The organism is Algoriphagus marinus (genome assembly GCF_001936475.1).
GTDB lineage: Bacteria > Bacteroidota > Bacteroidia > Cytophagales > Cyclobacteriaceae > Algoriphagus > Algoriphagus marinus.
Genome location: NZ_MSPQ01000003.1, coordinates 139,349 through 162,653, shown reverse-complemented (window position 1 = coordinate 162,653; position 23,305 = coordinate 139,349). Strand labels below are relative to the sequence as shown.

The following is a 23,305-nucleotide window of genomic DNA, read 5'->3' as shown; positions in this document are numbered from 1 at the left end:
ACTCCGAAAGAAAAACTACCTTTGTGGAGAATTTTATTTCCATGAAGCTACATAACAACACCATCCGCGGAGTCCATACCGCTTTAAAAGCAATATTCGAAGAAGGTCAATACGCTGATAAAGTAATCGAGCGTACCTTAAAATCCAATCCAAAATGGGGAGCAAGAGATCGTTCTTTCATTGCGGAGACAACCTACGAGATGGTTCGCTGGTGGAGATTGATCAATTATCTCAGTCCTTCGAAAGATTACTACGATCTTTTTGGCACCTATTGGTTGATGCAAGGACATTCGCTTCCACCTTGGGAGGAATTTAACCGAATCAATCCTGACAAACTAAAAGAGAAGTACGAAAAGTTGGACGATCCTGCGAAACTGGAATCTGTTCCGGATTGGCTTTTTGAGCTAGGCAAAAAAGAATTGGGAGAAAAATGGGAAGCTGAAATCCATTCCTTGAATCAAGAAGCTCAGGTAGTTTTAAGGGTGAACACTTTGAAGACGACTCGTGAGCGTTTGAAAAATCGCTTAGCAGAGGATAATATCTCCACCCACATCATCAAAGGCTATCCAGACGCATTGATTTTGGATGAGCGGGCCAATGTATTCCGTCATCCAACTTTTAAAGAAGGCCTTTTCGAAGTACAAGATGCTTCTTCTCAATTGGTAGCCGCAGCTTTGGCAGTAGAGCCAGGAATGCGTGTAATCGATGCCTGCGCTGGCGCTGGCGGAAAATCGCTTCATATTGCTGCCTTGATGCAGAATAAGGGAAAAGTACTCTCGATGGATGTGGAAGAGTGGAAACTTCAGCAAACTAAGCTTCGCGCGAGAAGAGATGGTGTATCCATCATCGAGCGGAAAGTAATTGAAGGTTCGAAGACTATCAAACGATTAAAGGATACCGCAGACCGTTTATTGCTCGATGTACCATGTTCAGGTCTTGGTGTTTTGAGAAGAAATCCAGATACAAAATGGAAACTTAGCGAAGAGTCCATCGAGAAAGTGAGACAAACGCAGCAGGAAATTCTTCAATCCTATCCATCCATGGTCAAGCCAGGTGGACAACTAGTCTATGCTACTTGCAGTATTCTTCCTTCCGAAAATCAGGATCAGGTCGCAAAATTTTTAGCCTCAGAAGCAGGAAAAGACTTTGAATTGATCGAAGATCAAAAGGTACTCGCTCAGGAAAGTGGCTTTGATGGATTCTATATTGCTCGCCTTCAGAAGAAAAAATAATCTTTTAAGGTTCTGATTTTCAAAAGGATATTATTAACTTAGGTTTTAAATTTTATTGAAATGGACTTAGAAATAATTTTTTCCATCGCAAATTCTCTTGCGCTACTGAGTTGGATATTACTTTTTGTTTTGTATCAAAAACGATGGGTATATACTTTCCTTTTCTCTTTTGTATTTGTCTTCATGGCTTGTCTTTACCTATTCTTTATTCTTCAAGGGATTGGTGGAGATTCGCAGGGTGGCTTTGATACGTTAGCGAATGTCAAACTACTTTTCGGAAAAGATGAGGCAGTCTTGGCAGGCTGGATACACTATCTGGTGTTTGATTTATTCACCGGTATGTGGATTTGTAATGATGGGGATAAGCGAGGAATAAATCGCTGGATTCTGCTGCCTTGTTTGGTTTTCACCTTTATGCTAGGTCCAGCAGGGCTTCTGATCTATATTTTGATCCGAATCATTCATTTGAAAAAATACCCTCAACATCCATATGATCCAAAGCTGGTTTCTTGAGCTCAGAAGAAGAAATCGGCTCTTAGCGGATTCAGGATTAGTTTACCTTCTAATATGTTTTGGATTAGCTATTCTTCCACTTTTTGATTCTCGGGAATTATTGGGGGCAAGCATTTGGAACAAACCCTTCAAATTCTTTCTGTCCACCACCATACTTTTTTGGACGATAGGATGGATCATGACAGACATCCCCAATAAAAAAGCCATCAATTTTATTTCAGTAAGTGTTTTTCTACTATTGACCGGAGAACTGGTTTTGATTTTATTCCAAGCTATCCAAGGAAAACCATCTCATTTCAATATTTCAACTCCTTTGGATGGAGCAATTTTTGGTGCCATGGGAATTTTGATTTTTTTGAACTCCCTTTGTTTTATTTACCTTCTATCCCTCATTTCAAAAGTGAAAACTCTGCCCAGTGGCTATAAGAGAGGTATTCAATTGGGATTGATTATTTTTCTGATCGGTGGCTATGAAGGTTATTTAATGGCAGGCAGGCTAACTCATACCGTAGGAGCTTCCGACGGTCAACCAGGCTATTTTCTTTTAGGCTGGGCAAAAGCTTATGGAGATCTTCGAATTTTTCACTTCTTAGGTTTACATGCTTTGCAAGTATTATCCTTGATTGGCTGGTACATTTTCAAAAATGATCCTAAGAAAATGACCATTTTTGGAATCGCTTATTTTTTAATGAGTTCAGCAATCTTCTGGCTCAGTTTGCAGGGGAAAAGTCTATTTTGAGTCAAGAATCAAAATTTTTAACAAGAAAACTTATTTAAAAGCCACTTATTCAAAATAAATTTTCGGAGGTACTAGTCCAGCTTCGGATTTTGTCTTTAACTTTGACGGGCAAATAGGGTTACCTATAACCAATATTTGCCATGAACAGAAACTCCGATAAGTTCCTCTACGAAGCCCTCACTTATGATGATGTGCTTCTAGTCCCAGGTTATTCAGAAGTCCTTCCCCGCGACACGAATACCTCCACCCAACTCACCAAGAAAATTAGATTGAATATTCCTTTGGTCTCCGCCGCTATGGATACGGTGACTGAAGCTGAATTGGCAATTGCAATTGCTTTGGAAGGTGGTCTGGGATTTATCCATAAAAACATGTCTATCGACCAACAAGCTGCTCAGGTGAGAAAAGTAAAACGATCTCAAGCAGGGATGATTTTGGACCCGATTACGCTTCATATTGATTCTTTTGTGCGAGACGCTGAAGCAATCATGCGCGAATTCTCAATTGGAGGTATTCCAGTGGTAGATAAAGACAAAGTCCTTAAAGGAATCATCACGAATAGAGATTTACGATTTATCAAAGATCAAAATCGACCTATTCGGGAGATTATGACTACCAGTAATCTGATTACAGCTAAGTCAGGTGTATCCCTTGAAGAGGCGGAGGAAATACTTCAGGAATACAAAATTGAAAAATTACCCATCGTTGACGATGAGTATAAATTGACAGGTCTAATCACCTATAAGGATATCTTGAAGCGAAAGGATAAGCCTCATGCTTGTAAGGATGAATACGGAAGATTACGCGTAGGTGCCGCAGTTGGAGTCACATCTGATATAGTAGCAAGAGTTGAAGCCCTAAAAAATGCTGGTGTAGACGTTGTATCCATTGATACTGCACATGGTCACTCCAGAGGAGTAATCGAAACCTGTAGAAAAATAAAGGATGCATTTCCTGACCTTGAAGTGATCGTAGGGAATATCGCTACTCCTGAAGCAGCAATCGCTTTGGCTGATGCCGGTGCAGATGCCGTGAAAGTCGGAGTTGGACCTGGATCTATCTGTACCACTAGAATCATCGCCGGGGTAGGTGTACCTCAGCTTTCTGCTGTTTTTGAATGTGCGGAAGTACTGAAGCATCGAGGAGTACCGGTAATCGCTGATGGTGGAATCAGATATTCCGGTGATTTGGTAAAAGCTATAGCAGCAGGTGGAAGTTCTATCATGATCGGTTCATTGCTTGCCGGTACTGAAGAAGCACCAGGTGAGATGATCATCTTCGAAGGAAGAAAATTCAAATCTTATCGAGGAATGGGTTCACTCGAAGCCATGGAATCGGGCTCAAAAGACCGCTACTTCCAAGATGCTGAAGATAATATCAAGAAACTTGTTCCTGAGGGAATCGTAGGCCGAGTGCCATACAAAGGGCTAGTTGCGGAAGTTCTTTACCAATTAGTAGGTGGACTTCAAGCAGGAATGGGCTATTGCGGAACCCGAACAGTCGAGGACCTTCAGAAAAACGGGAAGTTCGTAAAAATCACAGCTGCCGGTGTGAAAGAATCTCACCCACATGACGTAAGCGTGACCCGCGAGGCTCCTAACTACTCGGTGAAGTCATAAATCGAAGAAAAATTATTAACAAAAAAGACCAGTATTATCTGGTCTTTTTTTATGAATTCACTTCAAAACTTACGTCTAATTCCCTGACGACTTCTATGCTTTTCAAAAAATCCGGATGAAAAGGATTGATCAATAAATTACATTCCGAAGGATAGGAAGTCAGCGGAATTCGGCAAGAAGGAATTTTTAGCCCTAATGAAATCATCCCTTTAGCCCAGGCAGTTCCCAGCTCTTGAGTTGATCGATGGTAGGGCCTGTTTTTCCAATCCGGAGAAAGTTGGCTGGCATCCAGTTCTGGGATTATTCCAGTAATTTCTAATTCTACCAGCTTCCACTTGCTTTGAGTGACCATAGCTCCTTTGATACTTAATAGTTCCAAAAAATTGAGTGAACTCACACTGCAAGCATATAAGATAGGAGTCCCAAATAAATTCCATCTCGCTGGCGCCATGCCATATCCCAGCGGTGACCGACCCAGCAAATCCTCAATCAATCTAAAACAACGCATCAAATCAGAGAATCGCTCCCCAAGACATCGCTTCCATAGCCTGATCTACCAACTCGATGCCGTATGGATTCTTAAGAACTTGGGCAGGCTTTTGATTACCGAGGGAAGAATTAGAAGTCTGGAGCCAATCAGCTAGTGCCTGCTCAGATCCAAAAATCCGGATCCCTTTTGCGATGACTTTGTCCATATCCAAAATATTTTTAGTGAGTACTTTGCTTAGCTTTTTCTCATCCTTTTTCCAGCGAAAAAGTGTGCTGGGATCTACCTCCAACAGTTCTGATATATCTGCTTGGGTAAACTCTAAAAAATCAAAAAGTACCGATGTGTCCTTGAAATCAAGCACTTCTCCATATAATAGTTCTGGCTCATTCGCCACAATTGGCGAATCATTGAAAAAATGATAGGGCTTCTGCCCGGTAAGAAGCGTATCAGAATCCTGACCTCCGAAAGAGATTTTCCAAGCATGTGCCATGATCTTCTAAGTTTAATTTATTTAAAGATACTAATTTTTCAAATGCAATATTAAATTCATGCAAATAAGATAACGTATCTTGTATTAATTAGTTTAGCTCAAAAGCCGTTTAATCTCATAATCCTGAAGATGGGCATTGAGCCAACCTTCTTCCAGAGTAGCTTGGTAATATTTCTTATAAAAATTGATCGCTGGCTCATTCCAGTCTAACACTTGCCACATCATCCCGGTACAGCCTTCTTCAAGGCCTTTTGCCATGATTCGATCAAATAATAATTTGCCAGCACCCTGAGCCCTTTCAGATTCAGTGACAATCAAATCCTCAAGGTAAATACGCTTCCCTTTCCAGGTAGAATAGCGGTAGTAATATATCGCAGTACCAATTATTTCACCAGAATCTTCTTTTTCACAAACAAAAAATCCGAAAACAGGATTTGGCCCGAAACCATCTTTTTCCATCATTTCAACGGTGTTAATGACTTGTTCAGGGGCTTTTTCATAGACTGCGAGTTCGTAGATCAACTCTAAAACACGAGGTAGGTCCTCGATTTTTCCAGCTCGAATAGAAAACATTTGATAGGGGGTTGAATTGAATTTTGGATTTTACATGAAGGAAAGGCTAAATTTAGCCAAAACCAAGATATATGTTTTTAGCGATTGACGCAGGGAATTCCAATGTAGTTTTTGCTCTTTTTGACCGAGAAGAAAATCGATGGAAAAATCAATTTCGTCTCGAGACAAATTTTGAAACGCTGGGAAACCAGCTCAGCAAAAAAGTACCACTCTATTTTTTGGAGCATGGAATCGGACCACAGGATATTGCCCAGATAGGTTACAGCTCAGTAGTCCCGGAAATCAATAAGATCATCACTGACTTTTGCATCAACTTTTTGGGCAAAAAACCCTACCTCATTTCTGCAAAAAGCTATCCAAAGCTTCCAATCAAAACAAGCAGGCCGCAAGAAATGGGAACTGATCTGATGTGTAATGTGATGGCAGGATTTAAAAAATTTCAGAGACCTGTAATCATCGTCGATTTTGGAACGGCACTTACCTTTACTGTAATCAATGAAAACGGCGAAGTGCTTGGGGTCAACATCGTCCCAGGGATCAAAACAGCCATTAAATCTCTTTTTTCCAATACCTCCAAACTGCCGGAAGTCGCTTTGAAAGTCCCCGAATCAGCCATCGGGAAAAATACGATACACGCGATTCAGGCGGGGATTTTTTATGGTTATAGCAGTCTGATCAAAGGCATGCTTGAAACGATCAGCCAAGAAGCAAAGCTGGAATTCAAAGTAATTGCAACCGGGGGATTATCCGCCGTCTTGACACCATTGGAGAAAATTTTCGATGAGGTGGATCGAAATCTTACACTGGAAGGATTAAGACTAATCACCGACGCAAATACTTAATCCAAAACTTCACAGTTCAAGACCAGATTGGGATTAGGGCAATTTTCAGCGTAATAGTCTAGCTCCCGCTTGGCACAGACCCCCGGATAGTCTCCAAATATCTCTCCCAGTTCCCACATCAGTTGAAAATGTAAATGCGGCGGCCAATCCCCATTTTCAGGATATGGACCTACATGGCAAAGAAGATCACCTGCTTTGATTTGCTGCCCTATTTCAAAAAGTCCTAAATCTGTTTTGGTCAAATGCCCATAAAGTGAATAGAGGTCCTTTCCATTCAGAATATGTTTCAAGATGATTGTTGGGCCATAATCACCAAAACCTGCATTATCCTGAATCGAATAAATCTCCCCATCCAAGGGAGCATAAATCGTAGCGCCAGCTTCCGTCCAGATATCTACTCCCAAATGAATATTCCGAAAGTCAGCTTCCGAAGTCTCGAACCGCTCACTTCTCCTATAGATAACCCGATACTCCAGATAACCACCTATCCCGTAGATTTTGCCGGATTGCTTCAGTTGACCGAATACAAACTCATTGAATACCGCAGTATTCCCCAAATCGACCTTTTCCAAGTCCTTATTTGCAGGGCTGAAATCCAGTTTCATCGTATTCTTGCTATTCAACTGCTCTCCCATGATCGGGTAAAAATCAATCGCTTTCCAATTCATTCCCGAAGATTTAAAAAATAATTGAAACGCCTAAATCATCTGAAGAGATTCTACCCTTGATAATTTCAAAGGCAAAAAGAAATTCCTACTTTTCGACATGGAAAACACCCACTTCCCTTCCCTGAACGACATTCGATTTGCCGCAGTACGTATCAAATCTTTTATTCATAAAACTCCGATTCTGACAAATTCCACCATCAATGAAATGGCAGGTTGTGAGATCTATTTCAAATGTGAAAACTTCCAAAAAGTAGGTGCTTTCAAAGCTCGTGGCGCAGCCAATGCTGTCATGAAACTCACCGATGAACAAAAGAAAAAAGGGGTAGCCACGCATAGCAGCGGAAATCATGCTGCCGCTCTTGCCCGTGCAGCAACCGTCGCTGGAATCCCATCTTATATCGTGATGCCTTCCAATGCTCCGGAAATCAAGAAAAAAGCAGTAAAAGGGTACGGAGGAGAAATCATCGAGTGCGAACCTAATCTGAAAGCACGGGAGACCACGCTTGAAGCAGTCGTAAAACGCACTGGCGCAACCTTTATCCCACCTTATGACTTTATGGACGTCATAGAAGGGCAAGCCACTTGTGCCTTGGAATTTCATGAGGAGCAGGACGATCTGGAAATCATCATGGCTCCTGTGGGTGGTGGTGGACTTTTAGGTGGCACGGCATTACTTACACATCATTGGGATCCGGAAATCGAGGTAATCGGTGCGGAACCTGCAGGTGCTGATGATGCCTATCGCTCTTTTCATGCAGGTAAAATTATCCCACAAACAAATCCCAATACCATCGCAGATGGATTACTCACTTCGCTTGGAGTTCTGAATTTTGAATTGATTCAGAAGTATGTGTCAGACATCCTTTTGGCTACAGATCCCCAGATCATCGCTGCCATGCGCCTGATCTATGAGCGGATGAAGATCATCATCGAGCCTTCCTGTGCTGTTCCTCTAGCCGCTTTGTTGGCAAATAAAGAGCGCTTCAAAGGTAAAAAAGTAGGGATTATCCTCTCCGGAGGAAATGTAGATTTGGGGAAGTTGCCTTTTTGATAAAGACAAAAGAGCAATTTAGCAAAATTACTTTTTCACCTTCTTTTCCAAATAAGCTAACAGCGATTTAAGGTTGCTGGTTTTTCCATAATCCTCTTCAGGGATATCCACATTCAGTTTCTCGCTGATAGACACGATAAATTGTAGCGCATCAAACGAATCGATATTCAGTACTTCCCGGATATTCTCTTCTGGCATCAATCGCGATGGGTCTGTCTCGGGGGCAATCCTTTGCAATAATTGAAAAACTGTTTTCTTGATTTCTTCCTCGGTCATAGTTCTTCTGGGTTTTGTAAATGTTTGTTGAGTGCTGCTAAAAACCTGCTTCCTATTAATCCGTCAGTAGCACGATGATCTGCTGCCAAAGTCACGTCCACAATGGGGCGAATTCCCAACATACCATCTTCGGCAAATGGTTGTTCGCTAATTTCTCCAAAACCGACAATCCCAACCTGTGGCGGATAGATCAGACCAAATACTTTATCCGCTCCTCCTTCTCCTATACTAGTGATGGTGAAAGTGGATTGGCTAAGCTCCGAACTTCTCAATTTGAAGGCTCGAGCTCTAGGGATAAGATCGTTGATAGTTTCCATGATTTGATCTACTGTTTTTGAATCAGTCTGAAGGATAGCCGGCACGACAATCCCACCAGATCTCAAGGAAACTACAAAACCTATATTGATTTCATTTTTTCGCTGAAGCCCATTTTCCCAGGTCGCATTGAGATCGGGAACTTCATCGAGTGCTTTTGCTACTGCTTTGATCAAAAGCGCTACAGGTAAAAGACGCTTTTGAATCGGCCGCTCTTTATTGGTTTCCTTTACCCAATCCATCGCTTTGGACATGTCCATTCTTTTTTCCAGATAGTAATGAGGAATTTCCCGGTTGGACTTACTCATCGCGGCAGCCACAGCCATCCGCATAGCATTGGCATTTGCCGTAGAAGGTTTTGCTGGAATTTCTTTTGATTCTTCGGTTTTCTTTTCACCTTCTTGAGTTGGCTTTTCCCCTTCGGAAATAGCCTCTTCAACGTCTTTTTTCACTATCGACCCTTCCGGGCCTGTTCCTTTCAACAAGGAAATATCAACATGATTAGCCTCAGCAATTTTCCTTGCCAAAGGAGAAATCTTAATCCGCTCTCCCTCTTCAATTTTCTCATGAGGGGTTTCTACCCTATCCTCAATCGGATGAATTTCTTGTTTTGGCACTTCCTCTTCAGGAGTAGTAGATTCCGAAACATCAGCTTTTCCATCATTGATAAAAGCCAAAACGGTACCGACAGGAACCTTTTCTCCCTCTTTCACCAGAAGTTTTTCTAAGGTTCCTTCATCAAAAACCTCGATTTCAATTAATCCTTTTTGCGTTTCCACATCAGCAATAATATCTCCCCGATGGAGGAGTTCGCCAGTTTGCTTTCTCCATTCAACCAGTGTACCGGCTTCCATATCCGCTCCCAAATTGGGCATTTGAAACTTGATCATGGCTTTAGCATTTTTTTAACCTTATCTAAAATATCCGATACTTGAGGAACAGAAGCATCTTCCAAATGCTTGGGATACGGAATTGGCACCTCCACACCGCAGAGTCTTTCCACAGGCCCATCCAAATCAAAAAAGGCTTTTTCCATAATTCTGGAAATCACTTCAGATGAAATACTGACTGACCTCCATGCTTCCTCCACAATTAATGCTCGATTTGTCTTTTTCACGGAATTCAGAAATGTCTCCTCATCCATCGGCCTCAACACTCTTAAATCAATTACTTCGGCATCTATTCCTTCTTGACCTAGGGCTTCGGCAGCTTCCAAACATTTATAAACCCCAGCTCCATAAGTGATCAGCGAAATGTCTTTTCCTTCCCGAAGAACTTTGGCTTTTTTGATCTCAACAGCTCCTGAATCTGCAGGGATTTCTTTCTCCATATTCAGCATGAAGGTATATTCAAAAATGATTACTGGATCGGGACTTTCCATCGCAGAAATCAACATCCCTCTTGCATCTTCATGCGTACCCACCGAAAGCACAATCAATCCTGGTACATGGGCAAAAAATGGCTCCCAACTATGGGAATGCTGCGCCGCCAATTGCCTGCCTATGCCGCAACCCATTCGGATCACCACCGGAACATTCAACTGTCCACCGGACATGTGCAGCAGCGTAGCAGCATTATTGAAAATCTGATCCATCGCCAAAAGGCTAAAATTGACCGTCATCACTTCCACAATCGGCTTCATGCCGGCAAGTGCAGCCCCAATTCCCGCTCCGGTAAATCCGGATTCTGAAAGAGGAACATCCATAATCCGCTCCGCACCAAATTCCTTCAACAAACCTTTGCTCACTGCGAAAGCTCCTCCATAATTTCCTACATCTTCGCCCATCAAGAACACACGCTCATCTTTTTGCATGACATCGCGGATGGATTGTTTTATGGCCTCTCGATAGGTTATTTTGATCATGTCGCTCATATCGATTCCGTTTCAGAGTATACAAATCGCGTCAGGTTTTCAGCATCTTCCCAAGTTCCGTTTTCTGCAAATTCAATAGACTCTTGGATCTGTGCATCCACTGCTTTTTCGATTTCTGTAATTTTCTTGGCAGTGATGAGTTTTTCCTTCAGTAAAAATTCCTGAAACTTTGGAATTGGATCTTTCTTTTTCCACTCCTCTACTTCTGATTTTTCTCTATACAATTCGGCATCAAACATGGAATGCGCTCGGAATCGATATGTATTACAAACCAGAAAATAGGGCTGCCCTTTTTCCTTGATCGTCTTTAAGGCTTTTTCAACGGCTTCCATCACTTCCAATAAATCCATGCCGTCTACTGCTGCTGCTTCGATTCCATAGGCAGCACCTTTCTTTTCCAATTGCTGCATAGAATGTGTCAATTTGATGGCAGTCCCCATCGCGTAGAGGTTGTTTTCACAAACAAAAAGTACCGGAACCTGCCATAGCGCGGCAAGATTCATCGATTCATGAAATTCACCTTCTGCGGCAGCTCCTTCACCGAAAAAGCAGCAAGTCACATTATTTTTCTTTTGTTTTTTTGCCGCCAAAGCCATCCCAACTGACAATGGAAGGTGACCGCTTACGATAGCATTTCCTCCAAAAAAATTCTTTGAGGCATCAAAAAGGTGCATGGAACCTCCGCGGCCTTTGCTGCAACCTTCCTGCTTTCCATACATCTCTGCCATGATAGCATTTGGATCCACTCCTCGCGCCAACGCATGTCCATGCTCCCGATAAGTACAAAGAATATTATCTTCTTCAGTCAACGCTTGAATAACGCCTACTGCAACTGCTTCCTCGCCGGTATAGAGATGCAAGAATCCCCGGATTTTGGACTTGGTATACTCTTCAGCAGATTTTTCTTCAAACCTTCGAATGAGTATCATTTGCTGTAAAAGCCGCTGTCCCTCTTTTGAATCTAATTTTTTCTTCTTCTCCATGATTTTAGCCTTTTTCAAGTGTTGACAAATCCCCTTCCGGCAATCCCAATTCACGGGCTTTGAGCAGCCTTCTCAAGATCTTTCCGCTTTTAGTTTTAGGAAGGCTCTCTATAAAGGAAATTTCTTTGGGCGCCACTGCCGGCCCCATTGTTTTCCTGGCGAAACCAATTAACTCTTGGCTCATTTCGTCAGTAGGTTCAAAGCCTTCTTTCAGAACAACAAATGCCTTGACCAATTCTCCGATAGATGGCTCAGGCTTTCCGATGACAGCAGCTTCAACCACTGCCGGATGCTTCATAAGTGTACTTTCCACTTCAAATGGGCCAACCATATGTCCAGAAGTTTTGATGATATCATCCGCTCTTCCGATAAACCAGAAGTAGCCATCCTTATCAATTTTGGCTAGATCTCCAGAGATATACCAGTCTCCTTTGAAGCATTTTTGGTAGCGTTCTTCCTCATGGAGATAGCCCCTGAAAAGAGAAGGAAATCCCTTTTTCAAAACCAAATGACCCTGATTTTCCGGTTTATCATAAATCTTGATTTCTGAGCCGTCCACATCAGCTATCGCTGCGATTATTCCTGGAAGTGGCTTTCCCATGGAGCCCGGTTTTACCTCCATCGAACGGTAATTGGCAATCATTATTCCGCCGGTTTCGGTTTGCCACCAATTATCCAGCACGGGAACTCCAAAAGCTTTTTGTCCCCAAGTCACTGCTCCGGGATGTAGCGGCTCGCCTACACTCAGCACCAGTCTTAAATTGGAAAGGTCATATTTTTCTTTGGGCACCAGCTCCATTCGCATCAATCTTCGGATGGCCGTAGGGGCCGTATACCACACATTGACTTTCTGCTTTTCCAATATAGAATACCAGCGCAACGCGTCAAATTCCTCTTCATCTATGATGCTGGTAACGCCGTTGACCAAAGGAGCAATGATCCCATAAGAAGTTCCGGTCACCCAACCTGGATCTGCAGTACACCAAAAAACATCCCCTTCATGAAAGTCCAATACATATTTTCCGGTGGTAAAATGGGTAAGCACGGCCTGATGAACGTGCAAAGCACCTTTCGGCATTCCTGTGGTCCCACTTGTAAAATGCAACAAAGCCGGGTCTTCTGAATCTGTAGAAGGAATAATGAATTCTTCAGAGACTTCCCTCATGAGTTTGGTCAAGGAAAGAGCTTTCTTATCTACATGCTCAGCTGAGTCCGTCAGTAAGATGAAATCTAAGGAAGGAAGCCGATCAAGAAGTCCCTTTATTTTTTTCTCATAAAAGTTTGTATTGGTGACCAAAACTTTTGCATCACCTTTACTTAATCGTTGAAAAATGGGTTCCGGTCCAAAAACTGAGAACAGAGGACAAAAAACAGCTTTGAATTTCAACGTCCCTAAAGCCGCGATATACAAGTCCGGTACTCGACCCAGTAAAGAAAAAACCCGATCTCCTTCTTTTAATTTCAAGCCCGCCAGAAGATTGGCAAACTTTGAAGTCTGGATTTTTAAATCTCCATAAGAGTAATCATCAGTCTTTTCCTCCTTTCCGATAAAGCGAAGGGCAACCGTATTTTTCAAGTGGCCAGAAGCATGCCGATCTACCGCCTCATGTGCAATATTCAGTCCTTTTCCGTTGGGTAATCCTGTTAATTGACTATGCTCCTTTTGCCAGTCAAAATGCTGATAAAGCTTTGCGTAATCGGTTAAATTGGGCTCTTTCATAACTAGATCTTAAAATTTGAAAATTCTAGAAACCTGGGTTGTGGACCAGTATTTAAAATCTTTCAATCCTCAAAAAATCAAGTGAGGAATTGATCCTTTCTTAATTTACCATTTTAATAAAAATGAAATCCAATTTGAGTCCAATCATTTAGCCATTAATGACTTAAATCATATTCTTTGATATTGAAATGCAATGTTTTGGAGACCAAGGGATAAGCTTAGTACTAAAAATATTACAGGATTATTCGCTCGGGGGGAAATATAGATTTGGGGAGGCTGGTTATTTTTTGCTTAAAAATGAAACAGCCCAAATCTCTCGACTTGGGCTGTATTTTTTAGATTTCTGATTTCAGCTTTCTAACTTCATTTCTTGCTTTCTGCCACCGCATGATGTGCCGCTCTCGCAGCAAAAGCCATATAGGTCAGCGATGGATTCTGAGTAGAAGTTGAGGTCATGGAAGCCCCATCTGTCACATAGACATTGGGTACTGCATGCAGCTGATGATTGGCATTAAGTAGTGAAGTCTTCGGGTCTTTTCCCATTCTCACACCACCCATCTCATGGATATCCAATCCAGGCGCTTGCTTGCTGTCACTGGATTGAATATTCGTAAAACCAGCCTTTTCAAACATCTCAGTCATCTGCTCGATATAATCTTTAGTCATTTTTTCATCATTGTCATCATAGTCAATGTTGATCTTCAACTGAGGCATTCCGTATGGATCTTTCAGATTTTCGTCTAAAGCCACATAATTCGTTTCTTTTGGCAAGGTCTCACCCATCATATGCGATCCTACACGCCAAGGCCCATATTGATCAGGATTGAGCAAGCTTTCTTTCAGCTCCATGCCTATTCCGCTGTTATCCGCTCTTGCCCCTCTTCCTCCTGAAAAGCCAGCAGCATATCCGCGAAGAAAATCAGTCTCTTGCTTATAGACATTTCTGAATCTTGGAAAGTAACCGCTGGTTGGTCTTCCCCCTGAAGTAGCATATTCGGAAAGCCCTTCGTATTCTCCAGAAACACGAGCTCGGTAATTATGGAAAGCCACGTATTTACCAAGCAATCCATTATCATTTCCCAAACCGTTCGGGAAGCGATTGGAAGTAGAATTCAATAAGATCAAATTGGTATTCAAGGCAGCAGCATTGATAAAAAGCACAGGAGCATAAAATTCCTCCACTTCCTTCGTGTGGGCATCGATAATCCGTACACCTGTCGCTTTACCTAATTCTTCATCATAAATCACCGAATGAACAATGGCATCTGGTCTCAAGGTGAGATTTCCAGTTTTCAAAGCCCAAGGAATAGTCGATGAGTTGGAAGAGAAATAGCCTCCAAAAGGACAGCCCCGCTGACAAAGGTTTCTGTTTTGACACATTGCCCGACCTTGCTGAGCATAATATTCGGCATTTCCATGGATGTGCGCACATCGGGATGAAATCATATGACGGTCATTCCCGTAGTGTTTTTTGAGTTGCTCTGCAAAATATTTCTCCACCACATTCAACTCATAGCCCGGCAAAAACTCCCCATCCGGAAGTTGAGGCAAGCCATCTTTATTCCCGGATACCCCAGCAAATTTTTCCACATGGCTGTACCAGGAAGCGATATCCTTATATCGAATCGGCCAATCCACCGCAAAACCATCACGAGCCGGGCCCTCAAAATCAAAATCTGACCAACGTTGTACCTGTCTCGCCCAAAGGAGTGATTTCCCGCCTACCTGATAGCCTCGGATCCAATCAAATGGCTTTTCCTGCACATAAGGATGCTCGGCGTCTTTGACAAAAAAGTGAGCCGCATCTTCATTAAAGGCATAGCACTTACTCACAACTGGATTGGCATCTTTCACTTCCTTCGGCATTTGTCCGCGATGCGGAAATTCATAAGGAAGCATGTTGGTAGTCGGATAGTCTTTGATGTGTTCCACATTTCGACCACGCTCGATCATGAGCGTTTTCACGCCCAAATCGCAAAGTTCTTTTGCAGCCCAACTTCCACTGATCCCTGAACCGACCACAATGGCTTCATAGGTTCGTTCTTGTTTACTTCTAATATTCAGATTAGCCATTGATGCGAGGTTTTTGAAGGTCAGTAATCAGCACCGCACCATTGTATTCGCCGGGAATCAATGAGTAAGGGATCACTTCGGTTTGAATGTATTCGGAGGCCATATAGCCTTGGATGGTGAATCGCTTGGTCGTATTCAGAAAATAAGAAATTGCCTTGTTGGTTTGGCCCTCTTCGGTTTCTCCGCCTTCCAGTTTAGTACCGGCTTGGATGATTTCCTCCTTCTTTTTAGTATCTAATTTTTCGAATTTACTTCCTGTAATTGTTTTCACATAGTCGGGAAAAGCCGCAAATCCTTTGGTGAACATTGCCTGGTTTTCGGTAGTGAAGCAATCATTGATCATTACTAAAATAAAATCAGGGACTTCCAGATCAAGAGCTCCTTTGATTTCTCCGGCAGGAATAATGGTATTGGAGATATCACCGAGTAGCGTTTTTTGAGAAGCGGTGACTTTGAGTTTGTCGTAGGCTGCGAGGATATCATCCGAACTGAAATCGCAGGAAGGAATCAGGGCAAGTCCTCCGGAGATCAGCGCAAGATGCCGCAAAGCGATGCGTCTGTTCATAGGTTATAGGTTTTTTGGGTGTGATTAATTTCAGCAAATAAGGTAATGAAAATGTCAAGCAATTGCCATCAATTTGAGGATTTGCGGTTCAAAATTCCCTCCAACCAATCTTCATGAAGTTTCAGCAGCTCAGAAACCACCTCGGAATTTTCAGTGGCTAGATTCTTGACTTCGGTGCTGTCGCGCTCCAGATTGACGAGGTAGAGTTGATCGGCTTCGCCAAAAGTGAGTTTGTTCGTAGGGTCAGTAGGATTTCCCAAAAGTTTCCAAGCTCCTTTTCGCACAGCCCAAGCCGCTTTTGGGTTTTCTGGATTTCCTGTGCCCCAGTGCATCAGATCATGAGGAGAGGAGGCATTCTCAGAGATTACTTTTCGCAGACTTAGTCCATCCAACTCAGTGGGATTGAGGATTTCCACTTCGGCAAAATCCGCCAAAGTCGGCAACCAATCCACCGCCCCAGCCCATTGATGGCGAACTTCACCTTCGGGAATTTTCCCCGGCCAAGAAATTATTGCAGGCACTCGGATGCCTCCCTCGAGCATGCTGAATTTTGCCCCGGCAAAAGGCCCAGCATTTCCTCCACCAAAATAGGCTCGCTCCTCGGTACTATGACCATGATCCGATTGGAAGACAATAATGGTGTTTTCCAATTGGCCTGTTTGTTCCAAATGATCCAGTACATTCCCTACCAATTCGTCCAGAGTAGAGAGAAATGCTGCATATTCCCGGCGGGGGCTGGGAAGATTTTCATAATGCTTGAGCCAAGATTCCCGACCCTGATAGGGGTAATGCGGCATATTAATCGCCCAGTAAATAAAGAAGGGATCGGCTGATGGTTGGGTGAATTGCTTCACTTCCTCCACCATCAAATCACCGAAAAACTGTCCCTCCCGATAGATTTCCTGCTCATTTTGATAGAGGTCATGGAGGTTCGGCCCATTCCAATAGAAGAAGTGGGAATAGTTATCAATGCATCCTCGCTGATGTCCAAAGAAATAATCAAAACCCTGACCATTGGGTAATTTTTCTGGGGTATGTCCCAAATGCCATTTCCCTATAGCGGCTGTACGGTATCCTGCCGTTCTGAAAACCTCAGCCATCGTGATCTCCTCCGTTGGTAATCCGGATAATCCCTCGGGATCATTATTGGGCGTGTCCACATTCCCAAAAAGCCCTGCATTGAAATTGTATTTGCCTGTCAAAAGGCTGGCTCGAGAAGGCGAACAAACCGGAGCCGCTGCATAAAATTGGGTAAAGCGAACTCCTCGACTAGCCAATCGATCCAGATTTGGCGTAGCCAAGTCTGTCGAACCGTAGCTATTCAAATCCAAAGTACCTTGATCGTCCGAAAGTATAATCAAGATATTAGGCTTGGCAGGCTTGGGGATTTCTTGGGCTTTTTTTCCGCAGGAGAAAAGGAGAAAGACTCCGGCGAAAAGGATCATAATTGAATTCTTCATTATTGATTTTCTAGTGTATAAAAATTCGGATTAGCCGAAGCCTCAGCATTGAACTTCTGGATCATTTCTTCCAATTGTTTCACCAGTTCAGGATTAGCCGAAGCAAGATTATACTTTTCCGAAGGATCAGTATCCAGATCAAAAAGCAAGGGCAAAGGGTCATCGAAATAGGTTTCTCCAGTTTGGCTATTCGTCCGAATATGGAGTTTCCACTTCCCTTGCCTGACGGCAAAAACGGTATTGTCGAAACCGAAATAGAAGAAGGTGTCATCACTTGCTTTCGCTCCAAACTTTGAATTCAGATTTCCACTGAGATTAACCCCGTCTACAATTCGGTCCGTAGGAATTTTTGCTCCAGCCAAATGCATTGCCGTAGCATAAATATCTTTGGTGGCTCCCAAATTCATCTCTACCGAACCTGCAGCTATAGTCCCAGGCCACCAAGCGATAGAAGGCTCGCGCTGTCCTCCTTCCCAAGTGCTGCCTTTCCCGTCCCGGAAGAGTCCCGCCGAACCTCCCTGATCTCCTTTGATGATCCAAGGTCCATTATCAGAGGTGAACCAAACCAGCGTATTTTCCGCCAAGCCATTTGCTTTCAAATACGCTAAAATCTGCCCTACCGAGCCGTCAATTTCCTCAATCACATCCCCATATAATCCGCGTCGAGATTTACCTTCGAAAGCTTTCCCCGGGAAAAGTGGCACATGTGGCATCGCATAGGGCAAGTAGATAAAGAAAGGTTGGTCCCGATTCTTCTCCATAAACTGAATGGCTCGATCGGTATAAAGCTGGGTCAATTTGGTTTGATCTGGATTCAGTTCGAGGGTGTCATTGCCAGATAGCAGCGCGATATCCGGCCATTTGGGAGGAATCATGTCATTACTGTAAGGCAGGCCTACATATTCATCGAAGCCATTTTGAAGTGGTGAAAATTCGGGTTTGGTCGTGCCGAGATGCCATTTTCCATACATCGCCGTGGCATAGCCTTGGGATTTTAGCCCTTCGGCCAAAGTCAATTCCTTCGGATGAATTCCTCTTGGCGAATCAGGATTGAGCACCCAACCAAAGCCAGACCTTCCCGGATATCTTCCGGTCAAAAGTCCATAGCGACTGGCGGTACAAGCAGGAGAAACGGAGTAGAAATTACTCCAGCGCATTCCTTCCATCGCCATCTGATCAAGATTTGGAGTACGGATTGTCGGATGTCCAGTGATTCCCAAATCCCCATAGCCCATATCGTCTGCAAACAGGATGATGATATTAGGTTTTTGCTGCGCAAAGCTCGGCATCGAGACAATTGCCAAACAGACTGCTAAAATAAAATGCTTCATATCTATCGGGTCAAAATTCCAAGTTCGGCGAAGGTAGCAGCATTTCCATCTGTAGTTTGGGTGGCTTTCAGACGAATAAATCGAGCCGAAACTGGATCAAATCGAACTTCCTGCTGGATTGGGTTATTGGCAATATTGGCGAACTCACTTTTGGAAACGGAGCTCCAATTTTTACCATCCACCGAAACCTCAAACTCATAATTCTTTATAAATCCGCTTGGATATCGTGCTTGCATGGGGAAGTAAGTAAAGCCTTTGATATTGATTAATTCGCCCAAATCGAGCGTTAATTGATTCTCCGAGCTGGTCCAGAAAGTAGCTGAATTTTCATCAATGGCTTTTTCAGCATCTGTCTCCATAGACTTCCAGCTGGCTTTTGGCAGATCCAAATTAACTTCCAGAATTTCACTACTTTCTTGCCTATTTGGATCAAAGCTCAAAACCTTCAAGGTTCTGGCTTCCAATAAAGGAATAGGATTCGAGTATAGCTGTATTGGTTCGCTACCATCCAAGCTGTAGCGAATTTCCAAATCCTCATCCGAAGGGATTAAGGTGACATCACCCGATTTATCCCGCTTGATACTTGGCGGAATCAGAAGAGACGGCGCATGATAAATCCCGAGTTCGGAGATGACCGGAATCCCTTTTCCATCCAAGAAATTGATACGAAGTTTTTGAGCTTTTTGAAGTGGAAATCTTAGGATTCGCTTGTAGCCAATAGTGGTTCCTTTGGCGATTTTCTCCCAGTTTCCATTGACTTCTATTTCTAAAGAAAAGGCTTTTTGCCGCTGTCCTAATGGCGTATATTCTTGAAGTAAAAGTCGATTGAATTCCGTTTCTTTTCCAAAGTCCAATTCCAAACTGGCTGAAATCACTCCTTCCGATGTACTCCAATAGGTCTCGTAATCTCCATCCAACACCTGCTCAGCCTCGTAACCCGAACCACGACTTTCATTGGCAGAAATCACTGCTTGAGCGGCTAAGTTAACTGCAAAGTCTGCTTTGATTTTCTTTCCCAAAGCCAAAATCGCTGCTTCATCTTTTTCATGAATCAAGCCACGTCGATCTACCGGGAAGTTGATTAGCATGGAACTGTTTCTACCGATACTATTGTAATAAATCTCTACAAGCTGAGGCAAAGTCTTTACTTTATGATCTTCATAGGCATGGTAATACCATCCCGGGCGAATGCTGACATCCGACTCCGCCGGAACCCAATGCGTGCCATTTTCCTGCCCATCTGCCCATTTTTCAGAGTATTCCGGCATGCCCGCATAGACAGAATCCCGCATCAAATTGGACCAAGTGGTCTCGTAGGCAAACCCATGCTCATTCCCCACCCATCGCACATCCGGACCAGCATCGCTAAATAGCATGGCTCCAGGCTGTAAAGTTCTGACCAGTTCGTGAGTCGTCGGCCAATCGTAATAGCTGAATTTATCCACTTTCCGAGTTTCATTCGCTCCTCCATACCAACCATCACCCCCATTTGCACCGTCAAACCAAACCTCGAAAATATCCCCATAGTTGGTCAACAATTCGGTGAGTTGATTTCGCATATAGGTGATGTATTCCGGCTTACCGTAGTCGGGATGATTCCGATCCCAAGGGGAATAATAAATCCCCACTTTCAAACCGTACTCCCGACAAGCATCGGCAAACTCACGGATCAAATCCCCTTTTCCATCACGCCAAGGACTATTCTTTACCGAGTGCTCGGTATAAGCCGATGGCCAAAGCACAAAGCCATCGTGATGCTTGGCGGTGATAATCAATCCTTTCATTCCCGCTTCCGATGCTATTCTCGCCCATTGACGCACATCCAGTTCAGTCGGGTTAAATTGTTCGGGTTTTTCATCCCCAAATCCCCATTCCCGATCTGAGAAGGTATTCATATTGAAATGGACAAAGCCGTAATATTCGAGTTCTTGCCAAGCGATCTGTCGGGCATCCGGAACAGGCAGAATCGGTGCAGGGGGAGAAGCTTTCTCTTGGCAAAAAGAAAGCGTCAGCAGAGAAAGCAGGTAAATCAGATTTTTCATTGGGTGAATTTTAAAAAAGGATATTAGCCATTTTGGATGGGAATCGAAAGATGATTTTGATTGGGAGGGGAGGTTTGTATTTGGTTTGATAGAGTTTCGCCCCATTCGGGGCTTCTAGACTTATCATTAGCCTTGCCCCCGGCTGCGCCGAGGGTCATGAATAGTTAAGATCCTTCGGATCTGGCAAATGTGAGTAATCAACCTATTGTGAAATAATCAACTCTTACTAATTGCCCTTTAACGGTTCAATTTGAAAAAAAAATTAAGTAAATCAGCTGAACTAGCTCCTTTCGATTTGCTTCGAATGATAGCTCCGAAGGAGCAGACCATTAATGCCCCTGTGCGAAGCGCAGGGCACAGCCACCTAATTGAAACAGAATATCATCTTCAATTTCCAATCTTGCTTTTTTATAGGAATAAGAGTGTAGTAGAGAAATGAAAAATAAGTGCAAGAATTTTCTTTGTAATTATTTTATCCTTGTTTTTAGAAGGAAATAAGAATGATCTTTTTCATAAGAATCCCTTTTGTCAATAAATCTTTTTTGAAAATCTGAACTCTGCGTGTAGGTGAAGTATTCATCTGACAAGACTTTTTCCCCATAGATTGGAAAAAACAGTTCATTGTTTTCAGCCATCATTACCGGATCGTCAATCAATTTAAAGAACGGATTTTCCGATCTTTTGGAGATGGTGATCACTTCATTAGTATTCTTGTCTATTAATACGTTTTTGAGTGATGATAAATCATATAGTGAAAGATATATTTTCGAATTCGTTTCAAAGTAGGTACTTCCATTCCAAGACTCGCCCCCAAAAGATTTAATGAGCACTTCAGGCTTTAATATGGCATCAAAATCTCCCTTGTTTTCCAGGATATATTGACTTAACATATCTGTACTATACTTAGGAAAAAAATTATGGTCATCCTTATTATAACTGAATACGAACTGATCGAACGGTAACCCAAAATAAATGTCATTCCCTGTTTTAGCCAAATACCCTGACATTGAAACCATTGAATGTTGTTTATCTTCATCGAAAGGAAAATATTTTTCTTTAACCGATCCCTCAGAGTCAATTCTGAACACATTATAACTTCCATGCTCATCATTTACATTAAAGTTGGTATATACCAAAAACTCATCATTTCCAATATGAGCAATTTTATCACCATAAAGATCATATCGAAACTCGTTTAAAAATACTCCAGTTGCTCTATCATAGAATAAAAGACCTTTCTTGCTTTTGGACATTATACAAATCTTATTTCCAACCACGGCAAAATCACCAATGTCCAGAAACTCTCCTGGTCCTTCACCCATTGCTCCGAAACTTTTGAGATAATCACCATTAAGGTTGAAATGGTGCAAACTCGAAAGTTTCTTGTCGTGAATAAATATTTCAGAATCTTCAAGGGTTGCTTTAGTTATTTCCGAAATGATAATTTCTTCTGGCGTTTTAAGTGCAATTAAGTCCAAAAATTCAAAGTGATCATCCATATATATTAAAGGATCCCCAAGCATTTTAGATACTAGTAATTCAGTAGTCTCATTGACAGAATCTGCACTTTCATTTGAATGTGTCTCAACGTTGGTTGGTTCACCACAAGCAAAAGCCACAGTGATTAAGAATAAGAGATATATTTTTTTCATCATTAGTTTTAATTTGAAGATTTAGAGAAACAGAAGGCTTAGCCTTCTGTTTTAAAATAATTAATCGCCTATTCCTGGAGAACACGGATTTGGACGACACTCTCTTGAGCCGAATTCGCATTCATTACCGATTTGTATTATATCTCCGTTATAAAGTATAAAACATTGATTGAGCTTTCTATTTTTATCAAACATACTCTGAGCTTGAATTTGACTAGTAAAAATAAAGGCAAGTAATAAAACTGCAAAGCAGCTACAAAACGAATTTTTGATTACATTTTTCATATATTTTTCATTTAATTACCCACCAATACTTTGATCGCATGGATTTGGTATACATGGCCTACTCCCAAAGTCACAATCATTTCCATACTGGATCACGTCTCCTGCTTCATTTTTGAGATCACAAACTTTCACTTTGTAAAATGCAGGGAAAATCTGCGCATTGGTTTTCATAAATGGCCCTAAGCAAAAGAGCATTACTAAACTTGTTAAAATTAATTTTTTCATTTTGAAATTGTTTTTAAAATAAATAGGTAGTTAAAGTGGTTGAACAAAAAACATTTACAGATATTGAAATCTGATTGAAAAACCCTCACCCCCCCGAAAAAAAGACTGAGCTCTTGGTCTAATTTCGCTGGCACCATGAGGATACCGAAAACACACTGCAAACTGATAAATGATAATCATAGAAAAAATACCCATAATTGGGTATTTTTCGAAAGTCTTAAGTAATTAGGAGTATGTTTTTGGAGTTTTTTAATAAAATCCCTACAAATCTGTGAGATACTCAGCAGA

General features: G+C 42.3%; 22 protein-coding genes. 6 read left to right on the top strand and 16 right to left on the bottom strand.

The genetic code is table 11. The features are described from left to right. The first annotated feature begins 41 nt into the window (after nucleotides 1-41). The 4 genes from BVC88_RS07470 to guaB all read left to right on the top strand — a co-directional run bounded on the left by BVC88_RS07470 (nucleotide 42) and on the right by guaB (nucleotide 4,103). Nucleotides 42-1,232, top strand: a complete 1,191-nt coding sequence (locus BVC88_RS07470) for an RsmB/NOP family class I SAM-dependent RNA methyltransferase (RefSeq protein ID WP_075350039.1) — start codon at nucleotides 42-44, stop codon at nucleotides 1,230-1,232. Between the two features lie 60 nt (nucleotides 1,233-1,292). After that, nucleotides 1,293-1,745: an ABA4-like family protein gene (locus BVC88_RS07465; protein ID WP_075350038.1), complete on the top strand. Its 453-nt coding sequence runs from the start codon at nucleotides 1,293-1,295 to the stop codon at nucleotides 1,743-1,745. Then, the gene (locus BVC88_RS07460; protein ID WP_075350037.1) at nucleotides 1,723-2,484 is read left to right on the top strand and encodes a hypothetical protein; all 762 of its coding nucleotides are present in this window, start codon (nucleotides 1,723-1,725) and stop codon (nucleotides 2,482-2,484) included. Before BVC88_RS07465 ends, BVC88_RS07460 begins: the two co-directional genes overlap by 23 nt. A 140-nt stretch (nucleotides 2,485-2,624) precedes the next feature. Next, entirely contained in the window at nucleotides 2,625-4,103 is a 1,479-nt protein-coding gene (gene guaB / locus BVC88_RS07455) for an IMP dehydrogenase (protein ID WP_075350036.1), read from the top strand. 49 nt (nucleotides 4,104-4,152) lie between these two features. Here the strand turns inward: guaB and BVC88_RS07450 are convergent, their stop codons facing one another. The 3 genes from BVC88_RS07450 to BVC88_RS07440 all read right to left on the bottom strand — a co-directional run bounded on the left by BVC88_RS07450 (nucleotide 4,153) and on the right by BVC88_RS07440 (nucleotide 5,656). Next, nucleotides 4,153-4,611 carry an RES family NAD+ phosphorylase gene (locus tag BVC88_RS07450; protein WP_075350035.1) on the bottom strand — a complete coding sequence of 153 codons (459 nt, stop codon included), beginning with the start codon at nucleotides 4,609-4,611 and terminating at the stop codon, nucleotides 4,153-4,155. 4 nt (nucleotides 4,612-4,615) lie between these two features. After that, nucleotides 4,616-5,083 carry an antitoxin Xre/MbcA/ParS toxin-binding domain-containing protein gene (locus tag BVC88_RS07445; RefSeq protein ID WP_075350034.1) on the bottom strand — a complete coding sequence of 156 codons (468 nt, stop codon included), beginning with the start codon at nucleotides 5,081-5,083 and terminating at the stop codon, nucleotides 4,616-4,618. 93 nt (nucleotides 5,084-5,176) lie between these two features. Beyond that, the gene (locus BVC88_RS07440; RefSeq protein ID WP_075350033.1) at nucleotides 5,177-5,656 is read right to left on the bottom strand and encodes a GNAT family N-acetyltransferase; all 480 of its coding nucleotides are present in this window, start codon (nucleotides 5,654-5,656) and stop codon (nucleotides 5,177-5,179) included. Between the two features lie 71 nt (nucleotides 5,657-5,727). Between BVC88_RS07440 and BVC88_RS07435 the strand changes: the two genes are divergently transcribed. Continuing rightward, a complete protein-coding gene (locus BVC88_RS07435; protein ID WP_075350032.1) occupies nucleotides 5,728-6,498 on the top strand; it encodes a type III pantothenate kinase in 771 nt (256 codons plus the stop codon). Here the strand turns inward: BVC88_RS07435 and BVC88_RS07430 are convergent. Beyond that, entirely contained in the window at nucleotides 6,495-7,166 is a 672-nt protein-coding gene (locus tag BVC88_RS07430) for a peptidoglycan DD-metalloendopeptidase family protein (RefSeq protein WP_083639040.1), read from the bottom strand. The two genes, BVC88_RS07435 and BVC88_RS07430, sit on opposite strands and share 4 nt — an antisense overlap. 97 nt (nucleotides 7,167-7,263) lie before the next feature. On the opposite strand from BVC88_RS07430, the gene BVC88_RS07425 reads away from it, so the two are divergent. Beyond that, nucleotides 7,264-8,217, top strand: coding sequence for a pyridoxal-phosphate dependent enzyme (locus tag BVC88_RS07425; protein WP_075350031.1), 954 nt, complete (start codon nucleotides 7,264-7,266; stop codon nucleotides 8,215-8,217). A 27-nt stretch (nucleotides 8,218-8,244) separates the two neighbouring features. Here BVC88_RS07425 and BVC88_RS07420 read toward each other — a convergent pair whose 3' ends face one another. From BVC88_RS07420 to BVC88_RS07360, 12 genes are all read right to left on the bottom strand, one after another. Further along, nucleotides 8,245-8,493 (bottom strand): acyl carrier protein, encoded by a 249-nt coding sequence (locus BVC88_RS07420; RefSeq protein ID WP_075350030.1) that lies wholly within the window; start codon nucleotides 8,491-8,493, stop codon nucleotides 8,245-8,247. Next, on the bottom strand, nucleotides 8,490-9,698 hold the full coding sequence (locus BVC88_RS07415; RefSeq protein ID WP_075350029.1) for a dihydrolipoamide acetyltransferase family protein: 1,209 nt from the start codon (nucleotides 9,696-9,698) through the stop codon (nucleotides 8,490-8,492). Before BVC88_RS07415 ends, BVC88_RS07420 begins: the two co-directional genes overlap by 4 nt. After that, entirely contained in the window at nucleotides 9,695-10,681 is a 987-nt protein-coding gene (locus BVC88_RS07410; RefSeq protein WP_075350028.1) for an alpha-ketoacid dehydrogenase subunit beta, read from the bottom strand. The genes BVC88_RS07415 and BVC88_RS07410 overlap by 4 nt, the downstream gene beginning before the upstream one ends. Beyond that, nucleotides 10,678-11,664 (bottom strand): pyruvate dehydrogenase (acetyl-transferring) E1 component subunit alpha, encoded by a 987-nt coding sequence (pdhA, locus tag BVC88_RS07405; protein ID WP_075350177.1) that lies wholly within the window; start codon nucleotides 11,662-11,664, stop codon nucleotides 10,678-10,680. The genes BVC88_RS07410 and pdhA overlap by 4 nt, the downstream gene beginning before the upstream one ends. A gap of 4 nt (nucleotides 11,665-11,668) precedes the next feature. Next, the gene (gene acsA, locus BVC88_RS07400) at nucleotides 11,669-13,384 is read right to left on the bottom strand and encodes an acetate--CoA ligase (RefSeq protein WP_075350027.1); all 1,716 of its coding nucleotides are present in this window, start codon (nucleotides 13,382-13,384) and stop codon (nucleotides 11,669-11,671) included. A gap of 363 nt (nucleotides 13,385-13,747) precedes the next feature. Further along, nucleotides 13,748-15,457 (bottom strand): GMC oxidoreductase, encoded by a 1,710-nt coding sequence (locus BVC88_RS07395; protein WP_075350026.1) that lies wholly within the window; start codon nucleotides 15,455-15,457, stop codon nucleotides 13,748-13,750. Further along, on the bottom strand, nucleotides 15,450-16,022 hold the full coding sequence (locus tag BVC88_RS07390) for a gluconate 2-dehydrogenase subunit 3 family protein (protein ID WP_075350025.1): 573 nt from the start codon (nucleotides 16,020-16,022) through the stop codon (nucleotides 15,450-15,452). The genes BVC88_RS07395 and BVC88_RS07390 overlap by 8 nt, the downstream gene beginning before the upstream one ends. Nucleotides 16,023-16,090: 68 nt before the next feature. After that, entirely contained in the window at nucleotides 16,091-17,482 is a 1,392-nt protein-coding gene (locus BVC88_RS07385) for a sulfatase family protein (protein ID WP_075350024.1), read from the bottom strand. Next, nucleotides 17,482-18,813: a sulfatase family protein gene (locus BVC88_RS07380; RefSeq protein WP_075350023.1), complete on the bottom strand. Its 1,332-nt coding sequence runs from the start codon at nucleotides 18,811-18,813 to the stop codon at nucleotides 17,482-17,484. The genes BVC88_RS07385 and BVC88_RS07380 overlap by 1 nt, the downstream gene beginning before the upstream one ends. Before the next feature lie 2 nt (nucleotides 18,814-18,815). Continuing rightward, nucleotides 18,816-20,855 (bottom strand): discoidin domain-containing protein, encoded by a 2,040-nt coding sequence (locus tag BVC88_RS07375; protein ID WP_075350022.1) that lies wholly within the window; start codon nucleotides 20,853-20,855, stop codon nucleotides 18,816-18,818. A 467-nt stretch (nucleotides 20,856-21,322) separates the two neighbouring features. After that, nucleotides 21,323-22,510, bottom strand: coding sequence for a 6-bladed beta-propeller (locus BVC88_RS07365; protein ID WP_083639039.1), 1,188 nt, complete (start codon nucleotides 22,508-22,510; stop codon nucleotides 21,323-21,325). Between the two features lie 297 nt (nucleotides 22,511-22,807). Continuing rightward, a complete protein-coding gene (locus tag BVC88_RS07360; protein WP_075350019.1) occupies nucleotides 22,808-23,017 on the bottom strand; it encodes a hypothetical protein in 210 nt (69 codons plus the stop codon). Between the last annotated feature and the right edge of the window lie 288 nt (nucleotides 23,018-23,305).

Bases quoted from the DNA above. Each gene is read 5' to 3' on its own strand.
- BVC88_RS07470 (WP_075350039.1), top strand. From the start codon at position 42: ATGAAGCTACATAACAACACCATCCGCGGAGTCCATACCGCTTTAAAA.
- BVC88_RS07465 (WP_075350038.1), top strand. From the start codon at position 1,293: ATGGACTTAGAAATAATTTTTTCCATCGCAAATTCTCTTGCGCTACTG.
- BVC88_RS07460 (WP_075350037.1), top strand. From the start codon at position 1,723: ATGATCCAAAGCTGGTTTCTTGAGCTCAGAAGAAGAAATCGGCTCTTA.
- guaB (WP_075350036.1), top strand. From the start codon at position 2,625: ATGAACAGAAACTCCGATAAGTTCCTCTACGAAGCCCTCACTTATGAT.
- BVC88_RS07450 (WP_075350035.1), bottom strand. From the start codon at position 4,611: ATGCGTTGTTTTAGATTGATTGAGGATTTGCTGGGTCGGTCACCGCTG.
- BVC88_RS07445 (WP_075350034.1), bottom strand. From the start codon at position 5,083: ATGGCACATGCTTGGAAAATCTCTTTCGGAGGTCAGGATTCTGATACG.
- BVC88_RS07440 (WP_075350033.1), bottom strand. From the start codon at position 5,656: ATGTTTTCTATTCGAGCTGGAAAAATCGAGGACCTACCTCGTGTTTTA.
- BVC88_RS07435 (WP_075350032.1), top strand. From the start codon at position 5,728: ATGTTTTTAGCGATTGACGCAGGGAATTCCAATGTAGTTTTTGCTCTT.
- BVC88_RS07430 (WP_083639040.1), bottom strand. From the start codon at position 7,166: ATGAATTGGAAAGCGATTGATTTTTACCCGATCATGGGAGAGCAGTTG.
- BVC88_RS07425 (WP_075350031.1), top strand. From the start codon at position 7,264: ATGGAAAACACCCACTTCCCTTCCCTGAACGACATTCGATTTGCCGCA.
- BVC88_RS07420 (WP_075350030.1), bottom strand. From the start codon at position 8,493: ATGACCGAGGAAGAAATCAAGAAAACAGTTTTTCAATTATTGCAAAGG.
- BVC88_RS07415 (WP_075350029.1), bottom strand. From the start codon at position 9,698: ATGATCAAGTTTCAAATGCCCAATTTGGGAGCGGATATGGAAGCCGGT.
- BVC88_RS07410 (WP_075350028.1), bottom strand. From the start codon at position 10,681: ATGAGCGACATGATCAAAATAACCTATCGAGAGGCCATAAAACAATCC.
- pdhA (WP_075350177.1), bottom strand. From the start codon at position 11,664: ATGGAGAAGAAGAAAAAATTAGATTCAAAAGAGGGACAGCGGCTTTTA.
- acsA (WP_075350027.1), bottom strand. From the start codon at position 13,384: ATGAAAGAGCCCAATTTAACCGATTACGCAAAGCTTTATCAGCATTTT.
- BVC88_RS07395 (WP_075350026.1), bottom strand. From the start codon at position 15,457: ATGGCTAATCTGAATATTAGAAGTAAACAAGAACGAACCTATGAAGCC.
- BVC88_RS07390 (WP_075350025.1), bottom strand. From the start codon at position 16,022: ATGAACAGACGCATCGCTTTGCGGCATCTTGCGCTGATCTCCGGAGGA.
- BVC88_RS07385 (WP_075350024.1), bottom strand. From the start codon at position 17,482: ATGAAGAATTCAATTATGATCCTTTTCGCCGGAGTCTTTCTCCTTTTC.
- BVC88_RS07380 (WP_075350023.1), bottom strand. From the start codon at position 18,813: ATGAAGCATTTTATTTTAGCAGTCTGTTTGGCAATTGTCTCGATGCCG.
- BVC88_RS07375 (WP_075350022.1), bottom strand. From the start codon at position 20,855: ATGAAAAATCTGATTTACCTGCTTTCTCTGCTGACGCTTTCTTTTTGC.
- BVC88_RS07365 (WP_083639039.1), bottom strand. From the start codon at position 22,510: ATGATGAAAAAAATATATCTCTTATTCTTAATCACTGTGGCTTTTGCT.
- BVC88_RS07360 (WP_075350019.1), bottom strand. From the start codon at position 23,017: ATGAAAAAATTAATTTTAACAAGTTTAGTAATGCTCTTTTGCTTAGGG.